This window comes from Methylophilus sp. Leaf408 (genome assembly GCF_916856905.1).
Classification (GTDB): Bacteria; Pseudomonadota; Gammaproteobacteria; order Burkholderiales; family Methylophilaceae; genus Methylophilus.
The window spans coordinates 1,735,818-1,750,755 of sequence record NZ_CAKASK010000001.1; the positions used below are offsets into that span (position 1 = coordinate 1,735,818).

General features: G+C 49.5%; 13 protein-coding genes. 5 read left to right on the forward strand and 8 right to left on the reverse strand.

Going from position 1 to position 14,938, the window contains the following annotated elements:
- Positions 1-87 precede the first annotated feature (87 nt).
- The 4 genes from LPA26_RS08085 to LPA26_RS08100 form a co-directional block, all read right to left on the reverse strand.
- Complete coding sequence (locus tag LPA26_RS08085) at positions 88-879, reverse strand: BPSS1780 family membrane protein (RefSeq protein WP_055826975.1); 792 nt, start codon at positions 877-879, stop codon at positions 88-90.
- Between the two features lie 21 nt (positions 880-900).
- Positions 901-1,827 (reverse strand): homoserine kinase, encoded by a 927-nt coding sequence (locus tag LPA26_RS08090; protein ID WP_055826979.1) that lies wholly within the window; start codon positions 1,825-1,827, stop codon positions 901-903.
- Between the two features lie 46 nt (positions 1,828-1,873).
- The gene (locus LPA26_RS08095) at positions 1,874-2,215 is read right to left on the reverse strand and encodes a DUF2782 domain-containing protein (protein WP_055826982.1); all 342 of its coding nucleotides are present in this window, start codon (positions 2,213-2,215) and stop codon (positions 1,874-1,876) included.
- Positions 2,216-2,372: 157 nt separating this feature from the next.
- Positions 2,373-3,098: a TIGR00730 family Rossman fold protein gene (locus LPA26_RS08100; protein WP_055826985.1), complete on the reverse strand. Its 726-nt coding sequence runs from the start codon at positions 3,096-3,098 to the stop codon at positions 2,373-2,375.
- A gap of 276 nt (positions 3,099-3,374) precedes the next feature.
- Between LPA26_RS08100 and polA the strand changes: the two genes are divergently transcribed.
- The 5 genes from polA (at position 3,375) to LPA26_RS08125 (ending at position 8,026) form a co-directional block, all read left to right on the forward strand.
- A complete protein-coding gene (gene polA / locus LPA26_RS08105) occupies positions 3,375-6,134 on the forward strand; it encodes a DNA polymerase I (RefSeq protein WP_229007958.1) in 2,760 nt (919 codons plus the stop codon).
- Positions 6,135-6,190: 56 nt separating this feature from the next.
- Entirely contained in the window at positions 6,191-6,409 is a 219-nt protein-coding gene (locus LPA26_RS08110; RefSeq protein WP_055826990.1) for a hypothetical protein, read from the forward strand.
- Positions 6,410-6,598: 189 nt separating this feature from the next.
- A complete protein-coding gene (locus tag LPA26_RS08115) occupies positions 6,599-6,838 on the forward strand; it encodes a GlsB/YeaQ/YmgE family stress response membrane protein (protein ID WP_055826995.1) in 240 nt (79 codons plus the stop codon).
- Positions 6,839-7,005: 167 nt separating this feature from the next.
- Complete coding sequence (locus LPA26_RS08120) at positions 7,006-7,746, forward strand: molybdopterin-binding protein (protein WP_229007959.1); 741 nt, start codon at positions 7,006-7,008, stop codon at positions 7,744-7,746.
- A 4-nt stretch (positions 7,747-7,750) separates the two neighbouring features.
- The gene (locus tag LPA26_RS08125; RefSeq protein WP_229008346.1) at positions 7,751-8,026 is read left to right on the forward strand and encodes a YkgJ family cysteine cluster protein; all 276 of its coding nucleotides are present in this window, start codon (positions 7,751-7,753) and stop codon (positions 8,024-8,026) included.
- Here the strand turns inward: LPA26_RS08125 and lgt are convergent.
- The 4 genes from lgt to LPA26_RS08145 form a co-directional block, all read right to left on the reverse strand.
- Positions 8,023-8,814, reverse strand: a complete 792-nt coding sequence (lgt, locus tag LPA26_RS08130) for a prolipoprotein diacylglyceryl transferase (protein ID WP_229007960.1) — start codon at positions 8,812-8,814, stop codon at positions 8,023-8,025. The two genes, LPA26_RS08125 and lgt, sit on opposite strands and share 4 nt — an antisense overlap.
- Before the next feature lie 50 nt (positions 8,815-8,864).
- Positions 8,865-10,163, reverse strand: a complete 1,299-nt coding sequence (locus tag LPA26_RS08135) for an MFS transporter (RefSeq protein ID WP_229007961.1) — start codon at positions 10,161-10,163, stop codon at positions 8,865-8,867.
- A gap of 104 nt (positions 10,164-10,267) precedes the next feature.
- Entirely contained in the window at positions 10,268-11,731 is a 1,464-nt protein-coding gene (locus LPA26_RS08140; protein ID WP_229007962.1) for an efflux transporter outer membrane subunit, read from the reverse strand.
- Positions 11,728-14,862: an efflux RND transporter permease subunit gene (locus LPA26_RS08145; RefSeq protein WP_055827008.1), complete on the reverse strand. Its 3,135-nt coding sequence runs from the start codon at positions 14,860-14,862 to the stop codon at positions 11,728-11,730. Before LPA26_RS08145 ends, LPA26_RS08140 begins: the two co-directional genes overlap by 4 nt.
- Positions 14,863-14,938 lie beyond the last annotated feature (76 nt).

A 14,938-nucleotide genomic window follows, 5' to 3' on the forward strand; every position in this document is an offset into this window, starting at 1 on the left:
ATTAGCGAAGCATTGATTAAGGAAATATATGTGAGCAACAAATAAAAAACGCCTGTTAAAGACAGGCGTTTTTATTATTTAATTTTCTTATGCATGTATCACTGGCGCGGCTTTGAATACATCTTTATAACTGATATATTGAAATGCGAACATCAAGGCATTAATCACCAGCAAAGCGGCGAATACCAGTAATGGCATCAGCAATTCAGCAAGCATGGGTATCAATGCGCCTAAAATCCCTATCACCAGGCCTAATCCCAGCATCACCACCAGCATGCCTAATGTCATCACCAGCCAGGATACACCCATGGGCATGGTGTATTTCAGCATGCCAGCAATGCTGGATTTAATGGCTTTTGGCAAATCGTAGCCATTCAAGGCAATCAGCATCGGTGAAAACCAGGTAGCGATAAATAAAGGTAGCAATAAAAGAAGTACTTTCACCACAAATGAAAGGGTATTCTCCAAAAACTGTGTCATTTGCGATTCACTCATGCCTGCCTTGGTTGGCGCATGTGCTACCAGGTCAGCCAGCTCGCTGCTGAGCAAATAAGTCGCCAGCACCGCATAAATCAGGCAGCTGACGCCAAGTAATACCAGCGTTTTGAAATGCGTTTGCAGTTGTTGCCAGACAATGCGTGGCGCCATTTCCCCTTGCAGATCTACCTGACGATAGAGCAAGACAACAAATGCCATGCAAGCTGGCCAGATCACTACTGAGAGCAAGCCGAGAAAGCCAAGCAAAGGCAGTGACGGCAGCACCATGAAAATCACGATATAGGCGAGCGACCATAGCATCCAGACATGTGGCTGCGTTTTAAACAAGGCCAGACTTTCACGCACCCAGCGTAAGCCCTGTTGGGTTCCGGTTTCTGTCATGACTCTCCCTTTTTAATATTTTTAATTTAAAGCTTTACGGTTAAGTAACACGCGTTCAAAATGCGCCGGATCTTTGGCATGCGTCAGCTCACCGGCCACTGGATAGTGAAAATCATACAGGCGGGATAACCAGAAACGCAAGGCAGCACGTCGCAGCAATGCAGGCCAATATGTTTTTTCGGCAGGTGTAAATGCGCGCACTGATTGGTAGGCATTCATAAACACGGCCAGCTTTTCATCCACAAATGCGCCTGTCGCATCCACACACCATTCATTCACGGCAATAGCAACGTCATACGCCAGCACATCATGGCATGCATAGTAAAAATCGATAAAGCCGCCAAGGTTGTCACCATCAAATAGCACGTTATCGCGGAACAGGTCACCATGGATGACCCCATGCGGAAGCTCGGATAAATCCAGGCCATGCTGAAACTCTAGCTCTTCCTGCAATAAATGTTGCTGTACCGGTGCCAGTTTTGGCATGACCTGCTGTGCAGTCATCACGCGCCAGCCTTGCCCACGCTGGTTGTGTGATTGATCATTGAAATCCAGCCCGGCAAAATGCATGCGTGCCAAGGTGAGCGCCACTGCCTCGATCTGCACCAGATTAGGGTTACTGACATCACTGCCTTTGAGGCAACTCACCATTAAGGCAGGTTTGCCGTGAATACGGTGTAAGGCTACGCCATTGCTATCTGTGATCGGCCTCGGGCATAACACACCATGCCGTGACAGGTGCGCAAGCAAATGTACAAAATACGGCAGCTCATCGAAATCATTTTTTTCGAACACCGTCAGCACAAAGCGCGCATCGCTGGTCTCGACAAAATAATTGGTATTAGTGATACCAGCAGCGATGCCACGCAAAGTCTGCAATTCGCCAATATCAAAAGGCGCCAGCCACTCGCGCACTTCTTCCAAACTCAGGGTGGTAAAAACAGACATGTGATTTACAGGTCCGCCCATTTCGGGCAGACCTCAAAGATTATGATTAGAAACGGAACAGTGTCCACTTAGGTACTGAAAGAGGTCGGGTCGGGCCATCATTCACCCAGTCACCATTGCGGTCTTCACGGTGCAAATAATAAGGCTTACCACTCGGCGGCGTAACCTTTACCATATATACATCGCCATTAATGCTATATTCCTCGATCTCATTTTCGCCATCTTTACGTTTGTTTATAGTCGGTTGGTCAATCGGCTGACCTTCAATGATTTTAGGAGGTGACGGTACTTCATCCAGGAGTTCTGCATTCGCAGGCGCTGCCCAGGCCGGCATCGCAAAACCGGCAGCACAAACCACTGCTAGCAAGAAACGGGAAAAATCACGCATGGAAAACTCCTTAGTTATTGGTTGCTATTCTAGCAAAAAGCCGCTTGTCAGCGACCATTGCAAGCACAATAACCAAAATAAATATCCCAGAAAAATATATAGTTGGGACAAACAAGCAATAACCATGCATTCAACTGCATGTTTAAAACTCAATACCTTATAAATAAAGCTGCATTTTGCGTTCAGCCGGGGTCAGTTCAAAACCGGTAGTTTCATAATGTTTGAAGATAGCATCCACAATTTGCTGTGGTTCATCTATGAGCTGGATTAAATCCATATCCGCTTCAGACGCCATACCCTCAGCGACCAATGTGTTGCGTAGCCAATCGATCAGTCCCGACCAATACTGGCTACCCACCAGAATAATGGGCAGCTTGCGGGTCTTCCCGGTTTGCACCAGCGTAATCGCTTCCATCAACTCATCCAGCGTGCCAAAGCCACCCGGCATCACTACAAAAGCACTGGCATACTTCACGAACATCACTTTGCGCATAAAGAAATACTTGAAGCTGATGCCGATATCCTGGTAAGGGTTGCCATGTTGCTCAAACGGTAAGCGGATGTTCAAACCCACGCTGGCACCACGTCCGGGGAAGGCGCCTTTATTAGCCGCTTCCATTATGCCCGGGCCGCCTCCTGAGAGCACGCTAAAGCCGGAATCTGACAGTAATCTTGCGATTTCTTCAGTCTGTTGATAATAAGGATGATCCGGCTTAGTCCGCGCACTGCCGAAAATGGAAACAGCAGGCATGATTGCCTTGAGATTTTCGGTGGCCCCTACAAATTCAGCCATAATCTCAAAGGCATGCCAGGATTCATGACTAGCATCAGCGCCATTGAGCAATTCCGGTTCTACCATGCTCGGCAGCTTTTGGTTATTCATACTACTGTCCTTCAAAACTCAAACAAAAATTAGTGTACATGAAGTCGCTTTGAATTGCGTAAAATACGCCATTGAATTAAGGATTCAAGTAACCAATTTTTAAGCTGGAAGCCATACGCATAGATCGTTGTAACCGATATGGTGATAAAGCGAGATTGCCGGTACCGCGCAGAGGCCTGCTCCTTGAATCCTGAATCCTTTACTTGATACCTTTTAACAAGCTTTATTCAATCAACGACACTGCATGCAGATTGAACAAGACATGAGAATACAACAATGAAAACCCTGCTTTTGGTAGACGGCTCCAGTTATCTTTACCGTGCCTTTCACGCCATGCCCGATTTGCGCAATTCAGCTAACGAACCGGTAGGCGCCATCCAGGGCGTATTAAATATGCTGCGCCGCCTGCATAAAGATTACCCTTCTGAATATAGCGCCTGCGTGTTCGATGCCAAAGGCAAAACTTTCCGCGATGATTTGTATCCTGAATACAAAGCCAATAGGGTCAGCATGCCGGATGATTTGCGGGTGCAGATTGAGCCTTTATATGAAACCATACGTGCCATGGGCTGGCCGCTGATTATTGAAGATGGCGTAGAAGCGGATGACGTGATCGGCGCACTGGCAAAGCAGGCAGAAAAAGAAGGTATTAAAACTATTATCTCTACTGGCGATAAAGATATCACCCAGCTGGTGAATGAACACATTACGGTGGTCAACACCATGCGCGACGCCTTCCGCAAAACCGATGATGTGCTGGATGTAGCAGGCGTGGAAAACAAGTTTGGCATCCCGCCAAGCAAGATTATTGATTACCTGATTCTGGTGGGGGACACCTCGGATAACGTGCCTGGCGTTGAAAAAGTAGGCCCCAAAACCGCTGTGAAATGGCTGACAGAGTATGGCTCACTTGACAACATCGTCGCCAATGCTGACAACATCAAGGGCGTGGTCGGCGATAACCTGCGCAAAGCCCTGCCCTGGCTACCAACAGCGCGTGAATTAATTACTATCCGCTGTGACGTGGGCGTGTGCGAACATTTTGATGACCTGATTCAACAGGCACCTGATATAGAAAAACTTCATAGCCTGTTTGACCACTTTGAATTCCGCACATGGAAGCGCGAGCTGGACAAATTAGCTGACGGTTCGACCTCCGGCACTGCTCCTGCCACATCGCCACCCTATTTAGCACCAATTGCAGCAAAAAATGATTATGTGCCCGACACCCGCCGGCAGTACCAGGTGGTTTTAACAGAGGCTGAGCTGGATAGCTGGATAGCGCGTTTACAACAGGCAGAGCTGGTATGTTTTGATACCGAAACCACATCGCTAGACCCGCTACAGGCAAAAATTGTCGGTGTGTCATTCAGTGTCACGCCCGGCGAAGCGGCCTATGTGCCACTAACGCATGATTACTTTGATGCGCCTGCCCAACTGCCGTTGAATATCACTTTGGATAAATTGAAGCCTATTCTGGAAAGTCCGGCGATTAAAAAAGTCGGGCAGAATCTTAAATACGACATGCATGTACTGGCCAATCACGACATACAGCTGCAAGGCGTTGCTCACGATACGTTGTTGCAATCCTATGTGTTCGAAAGCCATAAAGGCCATGGCATGGATGAACTGAGTGAACGTCATCTGGGCATCACACCTATCCCGTTTGAGGCGGTAGCCGGCAAAGGTGCCAAGCAAGTGAGCTTTAACCAGGTGACGGTTGAACAAGCCACCGAGTATTCAGCAGAAGATGCTGATATCACGCTGCAACTGCACCGTGCGCTTTACCCGCAAGTGGCAGAGTCCACAAAACTGGACTTTATCTATACACAGATAGAAATGCCCAGCATGCTGGCCTTGCAACGCATGGAGCGCCACGGCGTATTGATCGACAGCCATATGCTGAACCGCCAAAGCAATGAAATCGGCCTGCGATTGATGGAACTGGAAAAACAAGCTTACGAACTGGCAGGACAGCCGTTCAACCTGGGCAGCCCCAAACAGTTACAGGAAATCCTGTTTGGCAAATTAGGCATCAAGCCCTTGAAAAAAACACCTTCCGGCGTGCCTTCCACCGATGAGGATGTATTGCAGGAGCTGGCGCTGGATTACCCCTTGCCTAAAGTGCTTCTGGAATACCGCGGCCTTGCAAAACTTAAGTCCACCTATACCGACAAATTGCCCAAAATGATCAATCCTCAAACCGGGCGCGTGCACACCAACTACAACCAGGCAGTGGCGATCACCGGCCGCCTGGCAAGTAGTGATCCTAATTTGCAGAACATTCCGGTACGCACTGCCGAAGGCCGCCGCATCCGTGAAGCGTTTATCGCATCACCCGGCAGCCATATCGTGTCGGCTGACTATTCGCAAATTGAGCTGCGTATCATGGCCCACCTTTCACGGGATGCCGGTATGTTGAGCGCCTTTGCCAACAACGAAGATATTCATCGTGCAACTGCAGCAGAAATTTTTGGCGTAGCCAAAGAAGCGGTGGATAACGAACAACGCCGTTATGCCAAAGTGATTAATTTCGGCCTGATTTATGGCATGAGCGCATTCGGCCTTGCGCAAAACCTTAATATCGAGCGTAGCGCGGCACAAAGCTATATTGAACGCTACTTTGCCCGTTACCCGGGCGTGCGTCAGTACATGAGCGAAACACGTGAATTGGCCAAACAGCAAGGTTATGTTGAAACTATTTTTGGCCGCAGATTATGGGTACCTGAAATCAACAGTGCCAATGGTAACCGTCGTGCCGGCGCTGAACGCGCGGCGATTAACGCGCCTATGCAAGGCACGGCCGCTGACCTAATTAAACTGGCGATGATTGCGGTGGATAAATGGCTGTTCGAAGAAAAACTGCAAACCAAACTGATTATGCAGGTACACGATGAGCTGGTGCTGGAAGTACCGGATACCGAACTCGAGCTGGTCAAACAGCAATTACCGTTACTCATGCAAAGTGTCGCCACGCTGGATGTGCCACTGCTGGCAGAGGTTGGCATCGGTTGCAATTGGGAAAGTGCACATTAGGCATTATGCATATGTTAAGGTAATGCTTCATTTAACTAAAAATAGGGGCATATCACATGAAATCATCTCTTGTTATCGGCATTATCTTGATTGCGCTGGGCGCAGCAGGCTTGTTTTACAAAGGTTTTAGCTATGAAAGCAAAGAGACTGTAGCCAAAATTGGTTCCCTGGAAGCCAGCGCTGATGTCACTAAAGATGTAGAAATTCCACAAGTGCTGAGCATTATTCTGATTGTTGCCGGTGCCGCGATTGTAGTAGTGGGCATGAAAAAATAATCTGTTCAGTACCTTTTCATAACAAAAGCCGTTTAGAACAAAGCATTAAAAGGTAATCTGGAAGAAGGTAAAAGCGGTATCAGTCTTTTCTGACAGGTTTTTCCTACAAATTCTGACAGATTGCAAAGCCTACACAGATTACTATGGCAATTCTTGACAACGTTTGATAACAACAATTAGGGAGCGGTTATGATTTGGACTATCGTGGTTGGCATTATTGCAGGTTGGTTGGCTGGTTTAATCATGAAAGGTGACGGCTATGGTTTGATCTGGGATTTGATCTTGGGTATTGCCGGTGCAGTTGTAGGTAGCTGGCTATTTGGTTTATTGGGTTTGAGTGCTAGCGGCGGCTTGATTGGCAGTATTATCGTAGCTACTATCGGTGCGGTATTCCTGATCTTCCTATCACGTGCATTGCGAAAAGCCTAGCATTTAACTTTTAGCTTTACACCAAAAAATGGCGGTGACTGAAAAGTCATCGCCATTTTCTATTCCTTCACAATATCCTGGATATTACCTATCACCATAATCATCAGTGATGTTCAAACACAGTCAACGGTATAATATTCACTTTCAACCTCACAACTTTGCCGATTATGCCGTCCTTTGGAATCTATATTATTGGCGATGAAATATTGTCAGGTAAGCGACAGGACGCTCATCTAAGCAAGGTCATTGCACTACTTTCAGCACGCGGGTTGCCATTAAGCTGGGCTTACTTTATCGCGGATATTCCCGAGCAAATTACCAGTCATTTAAAAGCCAGCATGGCTCGCGGGGATATCGTATTCAGTTTTGGCGGCATAGGCGCTACGCCGGATGACCATACCCGGCAATGTGCCGCGAAAGCAGCCGGCGTGATGATTGAGCGGCACCCAGGCGCTGTTGCCAACATTGAGGCGCGTTATGGTGCAAGTGCTTATCCTAAACGGGTGTTAATGGCTGACTTCCCTCAAGGATGCGAACTCATTCCCAACCCAATTAATCAAGTGGCCGGATTCAGCATCAACCAGCATTATTTTGTGCCCGGCTTTCCTGAAATGGCCCACCCGATGGTTGAGTGGGTGCTGGAGACTTACTACAGACATTTATTCCATACGCTTGATCATCTGGAACAGGCGATTGTAGTGACTGAGGCTGGTGAAAGTGATTTGATAGATTTGATGAATCACATGCTGGCGCAGTATCCCGCGCTCAAGCTATTCAGCTTGCCTCGCACTAATCAACGCAGGACCACCGAAGTTGGCATGAAAGGTGAAAGCTTGCTAGTTAAACAGGCCATGCTTGACCTCAAGGCGGGTGTTTCCGCGCTGGGATACCCTTGGGTGGATGTTTAGCAAAATGAACTGCCGTCCGCAATGTGGCGCATGTTGCATAGCACCTTCTATTCACAGCCCGATTCCTGGCATGCCGAATGGCAAACCAGCCGGCACCCCCTGCATTCAACTGGATGAAGATTTCCGCTGCAAATTATTTGGCAAGCCGGAACGCCCGGCTTTTTGTGGAGGGCTACAACCTGATGTTGAAATGTGTGGCGACGCGCAGCAAGCGCGTACGTATGCCATCAACTGGTTGAGTGCGCTTGAGCTGGCGACGAGGCCAGACTCAAAACATTAAGGCTTGCGATAAGCCCAGCGCAGCATAACCAGGCCAACCAGAATCATGGGGATGCATAGCCACTGACCCATGCTTAATCCTAGTGACAACAAACCTAAGAAGCTATCCGGCTCACGCGTGAATTCAACAAGGAAGCGGAAGCAGCCATAGCTGAGCAAAAACACCGCTGATACCGCACCTATGGGACGTTTTTTGCCGGCAAACCACCACAGGATCAAGAACATCGCTACGCCCTCCAGTGCAAACTCATAAAGTTGTGAAGGATGACGCGCAAGTGCATCCACTTGCGGGAACACCATACCCCAATCTGATTGTGTGGGTCTTCCCCAAAGCTCTCCATTGATAAAGTTACCCAAGCGGCCAGCACCTAAGCCAATCGGTACCAGTGGTGCGACAAAATCCATTAATTGCAGCCAGATCACACCACGCTTGCTCGCGAATAATGCCATTGCCACCATCACGCCAATAAAACCACCATGGAAAGACATGCCGCCTTGCCACAAGGCGAATATTTCCAGTGGGTGTTGCAGGAAATACAGCGGCTGGTAAAACAGCACATATCCTAAGCGGCCACCTAGCACGACACCCAGCGCAATATAAAACAACATATCGTCCGGGTCTTTATGCTGCCAGGGTGAATTAGGGTCAATCTTTTTCAGGCGTTTAACCTGGTATTGCCCCAGCCAAAGTCCACCAAAAAAGCCCACCAGGTACATGAGACCATACCAATGGATACCAAAACTGCCGATTTGCAACGCGATAGGGTTAAATCCGGGGTGGATAAACATACTCAAATAGGGCTGTGATTGAAAAAGTGCATTATACCTGCTGAATAGGTTCAGTCATGCCGGGTAAATCGTATGGGTTTCATTTGCCATACAGCCAGTATGCTGATGGCTGCCATAACGGACATATAAAACCCTACCCACGGTAATCCACCCTGCTGTACTAAAAACTGGGCCACTGCTGGCGCAAACGAAGCGCCAAGAATACCGCCCAGCTGGTAAGCCAAACCGGCGCCGCTGTAGCGAACGGCCACCGGGAATTGCTCTGGCAGGAATGCGCCCATAGGGGCGAATGTCACGCCCATTAAAAATAACGCTAAAAAAAGAAACAACACGATCAATACCAGATTGCCACTTGCGAAAGTGGGCGCTAGCGTGAAGCCTAATCCTAGCGCCATAAACTGGCCACTAATCAATACCGGGCGCCTGCCGACACGATCTGCCCACCAAGCGGCAAGGGGTGTCGCCACTGCCATGCCAATCACTGCGACGCATAACATGCCAAGGAATACGGGGCGTGCAATATGCAATGCCTGCGTGCCATAGCTCAAACAAAAAACAGTGGCCGTGTAAAACAGGTGATAGCACACTCCCATTGCCAGAGCTCCCAGCACAATCGCCTTGCCGTGTTGCAAGATCAATGTTTTAAGTGGCCAGCGATGGATATGCTGTTCTGACTTGGCTTGTGCAAAGGCTGGTGTTTCTGCCAATTTGAATCTGACATACAACCCTACCATCACCAGCGCTGCACTAATGATAAATGGCACCCGCCAACCCCAAGCTACAAACTGGGCTTCTTTCAGGCCCAGACTTAAACCCAGAAACGTCAGTGTTGCCAGTAAAAATCCAATTGAAGGGCCTAACTGTGGAAACATGCCATACCAGCCACGCTTACCTTCGGGCGCATATTCCGTTGCCAGCAAGGCTGCACCGGCCCATTCGCCGCCCAACCCTAACCCCTGGCCAAAACGCAACAAGCAAAGTAACACCGGCGCCCATAGGCCTAATGTGTCGTAACCCGGTAATAAACCTATTAAAAAAGTGGAAGCGCCCATCACCAGCAACGACGCTGCCAGTGTAGATTTACGCCCGATTCTGTCGCCGAAATGCCCGAACAATAATGCGCCCAAGGGACGCGCGATAAATGCCAGGCCGAAAGTTAGCAAAGCATTTAAAGATTGTATGGCCGGAGCACTGGCAGGAAAAAACACTTGCCCGATCACTAGGGCTGCCGCCATCGCATAGATATAAAAATCATAAAACTCTATGGCCGTGCCAATAAAACTGGCAAAGGCAATGCGTGCCATTGATGGGGAGTTGACGGATGGTAAAGTGGTGGATGGCGAATGCATGGCGCCATCTTAAGTGGGCTGCACGCTTTTGCAAAGCAGCAAACAAAAAACCGGGTAGCGATTTCCCGCTATCCCGGTCTTAACAGGCACAGAAAAGTGATCAATTATTTTTTGTAATACTCTTCCTGCTTTACGCTTTCTGGTTTCCAGCCACCACCTAATGCCTTGAATAAATCAACTGTGGCAATCAACGTATTTTGACGACTTTGCACCATAGCTTGCGTGGCTTCATTATGGTTACGTTGCGCATCCAGCACTTCCAGATAACTGGTGTAACCAGCTTGATAACGGTTTTGCGCCACTGTCAGGATATTAGCTGTGGTTTTTTCCTTGGATTGTGCAAGCGCCTCCTGCTCACGATACTGGCTGGTGTTCGACAGCGCATCGCTTACTTCGGTAAATGCAGTCTGCAAGGTATTCTGGTAACTTGCCAGGGTTTGTTTTTGCTGCGCTGTGGCCTGCTCTTCACGGGCTTTCAGACGCCCGCCGTTGAAGATTGGAAGATTGATATCCAGACCCAGTGACCAGACACGGGCCGGGGATTTCAGCAGGTTGTTAAGCGCAATACTTTCCGCGCCGTACGTACCCGTCAGCGAGATACTTGGGTAGAACGCTGCGCGTGCAACCCCGATATTCGCATTCGCGGCAATCATGGCTTGCTCCGCCTGGCGTACATCCGGACGGGCTTCCATCAATGCGGAAGGCAGGCCGGTTGGCGGCGTGAGTGGTTGTGGCATGGCCATCAAGTCACCTGCCGGAATCTTCAACCCTAGATCAGTGGTTAATAAGCCTAGCTGATGCTCGCTTAAAGCCCGCTGCCTTTTCAGTTCCAGTGCCTGCGTCCGTAACGTGGTCACTACCAGCTCTGCCTGATGGGCATCCAGAATGGTAGCCACGCCACCTTCAACGCGGCGGTTTGCCAGATCAAAACTGTCTTGCGCCGTTTTCAGGTTCTGCTCATTCACGCGTAACTGCGCGTCTATGCTGCGTATCATCAGGTAGTTATTGGTCACCAGGCTGGAAAGAGACCAGGTAACCGCCTCTTTTGCGTAGCGGGTTGCCAGTAATTGCGCGCGTGCAGCTTCATTGGCGCGGCGTAGCTTGCCCCAGAAATCCAGCTCATAACTACCGTTCAAACCGACTTTGTAGGTTTTACGCGGATTATCGCCAAACACCGGGAAAATACCCGATTCGGTCACCCGGTTACGTATCCCTGAACCTGTCGCAGTCACGGTAGGCAACAAGCTGGCACCACTTTCACGCGCAAATGCATCGGCTTCTTCAATACGCGCAACAGCGGATTGCAGGTTATTGTTTTTTGCCAGTGCGGTATCCACCAACTGGTTCAGCTTGCTGTCATTAAACAATGTCCACCATTGTTGCAAGGCCAGTTGCTGCTCCTGAGTCAATTGGCCAGCTTCACCGCTGGTATATTGCGCAGGCACTACTGGCTCTGGCCGTGAATAAAATGGTCCAATCACCTGGCAACCAGCCAGTGACATGGTGACCAACCCTAACAGCAGAGACTGTTGCAATGGTTTTAAACTCAATTTCATTGTCGGTTTCATACCGATTCCTCTTCTTCAATATGACCGTGGTGACGCACTTTTTTCTCATTGGTCAACCAGGTAAAGAACAACGGGATAAAGATGGTGGCAATAAAGGTCGCCAGCAACATACCGCCAAACACGCCGGTACCCATAGACTGACGCGCTGCCGCACCTGCACCGGTCGCGAACACCAGTGGCAGGATACCTAACATAAATGCCATGGAAGTCATCACAATCGGTCTGAAACGTAAACGGGCAGCTTCCAGTGCGGCTTCAGCCAACGGCATGCCTTCTTCCATTTTCTGCGAGGCGAATTCCACAATCAGGATCGCATTTTTTGCCGCCAGCCCGATCAGGGTAATCAAGCCGATCTGGAAGTAGATGTCGTTATTCATGCCGCGTGTCAGTACTGCAATCAGGGCACCTGTCATCGCAAACGGAATCGCCATGATCACAGCTAATGGCAAGGCCCAGGTTTCAAACTGTGCCGCCAGGATCAGGAACACCATAATGGTCGCAAAGCCGAACGCAACCAGCGCCGCAGAACCGGTACGGTTCTCCTGGTAAGCTTGGCCAGTCCAGGCAATCTGGTAACCATCCGGCAGGTTTTCCCTGGCAATTTTTTCTACCAGTTTAATCGCATCGCCCGAGCTCACGCCCGGAGCACCGCTACCGAATACTTTGGCAGACAGCAGACCGTTATAACGCTCAAGTTGTTCAGCACCGACGATATTGCTGACTTTAGCCAACGCAGACATAGGGACCATATTGCCGTTTGGGCTGTCTTCCGTTGGCTGGCTACGTACATACACCTTGCCCAAATCCTCAGGCTTCATGCGGTATTCAGCTTCAGCTTGCAACTGCACACGGTAAGTACGGCCACTACGGTTAAAGTCGTTAACATATAGCGAACCCATGGTGCTTTGCAAGGTAGCGTAAATATCCGCAATCTTCACATTTTGTGATAATGCCTTGGCTTCGTCCACCTCAATAAACAATTGAGGAACAGTCGGCCGGAAGAAACTGTTAATACCGGTCAATTGCGGATTAGCTCGCATCGCATCCATAAAGTTATTCATGACTTGCGAAAGCTTGATGGCATCAGTATCGCCATGGGCTTGTACATATACTTCAAAACCACCTGCAGAACCCAGGCCACGAATCGCTGGCGGGTTCACCGCAAAGCCCATGCCGTCCGGCTGGCTCATGCCTATGCCAATCAGCTTGCCTACCATCTGGTCAGCATTGGTAGTACGCGCATCCCAGTCTGTCATACGCACAAACATGGTTGCCGCATTGGTTTTATTCGCACCGGTCAGGAGCTCAAAACCGTTCACAGCAAACTCATGCGCAGTCGCAGGATCTTTGGCTACGGCAGCACGGATATTTTCCGTGGTCTGCGAAGTACGTTTTAAAGTCGCACCATCCGGCATCACCACGATACTGATCACATAACCCTGATCCTCAGGTGGCACAAAGCCGCCCGGTACTGCACGGAACAGGAATATCATGACGATCACCATCCCACCAAACACGATAGCACCGATTACCTTGTGATGCAGGGTCAGGTTCACTGTGCCGGTATACCAACTGGTTAAACGGCCAAAACCACGGTTAAACGTCCTGAAGAAACCGTTCTCATGATGGCTGTTTTTCAGGATCATGGCGCAAAGGGCTGGGGTCAGCGTCAACGCCACCACCCCCGAAATCACCACAGAAATCGCCACCGTCACCGCAAACTGGCGATACAGCTCACCGGCGATACCACCCTGGAAAGCCACCGGCACGAACACCGCACACAGCACCAGCACAATCGCCACCACCGCAGCCTGCACCTGGGCAATCGACTTTATCGCTGCCTGCAACGGATTGAGGTTTTCCTCTTTCATCAACCGTTCGGTGTTTTCCAGCACCACAATCGCGTCATCCACCACAATACCGATCGCCAGAATCATGGCAAACATGGTGAGCAGATTGATGGAGAACCCGAACAGGTATAACCCGGCAAATGTACCGACAATCGAAATCGGCACCGCAATCATCGGGATCAACGTCGCGCGCCAGCTTTGCAGGAACAGGAATACCACTAGCACTACCAAAATAAGCGCTTCACCAAAAGTGTGGAACACCTCTTCAATGGTCGCTTTTACGAAGTCACTGGTATCGTAAGGAATGTTGTAATCCATGCCCTCAGGGAACTTGGCTTTCAACTCATTGACTTTGGCCTTGATCGCTTCAGCAGTTTCCAGCGCATTGGCGCCACTTTGCAAGAAGATAGGCAACGCCACACCAGGCTGACCATTTAGAGCAGAAGCCACGTTATAGGTTTGTGCACCTAACTCAATACGTGCGACATCTTTCAGGCGCAACACACCATTCGGGCCTTGCGCGCGGATAATAATATTACCGAACTCTTCCGGCTCGATTAAGCGACCTTTAGCGGTCACTGTAAATGATAATTGCTGGCTGGAGATTGCTGGTTCAGCACCAATCTTACCCGCAGCATACTGTGCATTTTGTGCGTTAATCGCGGCTTGAATATCACTGGTAGAAACGCCTAGCTGCGCCATGCGGTCAGGACGCAACCAGATACGCATTGAGTAATCTTGGCCACCAAAAATGGTAACGTCACCCACGCCTTTAATACGTTTGAACTCATCCAGCACATTCAGCGTGGCGTAGTTACTCAGGAACAAACGGTCATGCTCTTTTTTACTGGAGATCAGCATCACCACCAGCAAAATGTCGTTAGACCGTTTTTGCACAACCACACCGGTACGACGCACATCTTCAGGCAGGCGAGGCAAGGCAATGTTCACGCGGTTACTGACGTTGAAGGTTGCCTGGTCTACATCGGTACCGATATCAAATGTGGCAGTAATGGTCAAAGTACCGCTACTGTCAGAGCTTGAGTTGAAGTAAAGCAGGTTTTCTACGCCGCTCAGCTGCTCCTCTATCGGTGCCGCCACTGTTTTAGACAGTGTCTCGGCACTTGCGCCAGGATAGCTGGCGGTAATCAGCACGGTTGGCGGCGCAATTTGCGGGTATTGCGCAATCGGCAATTTAAACGCCGCTGCCAACCCTGCCAACACGATGATGATAGACAGCACGCTGGCAAAGATCGGGCGTGTGATAAAAAATCGGGTCATATCGTTTTTCCTGAAATCGACCTGAATACCTTGTACTCAGGTCGTAAATAACATGATATTTGGTACAAAAAACGTA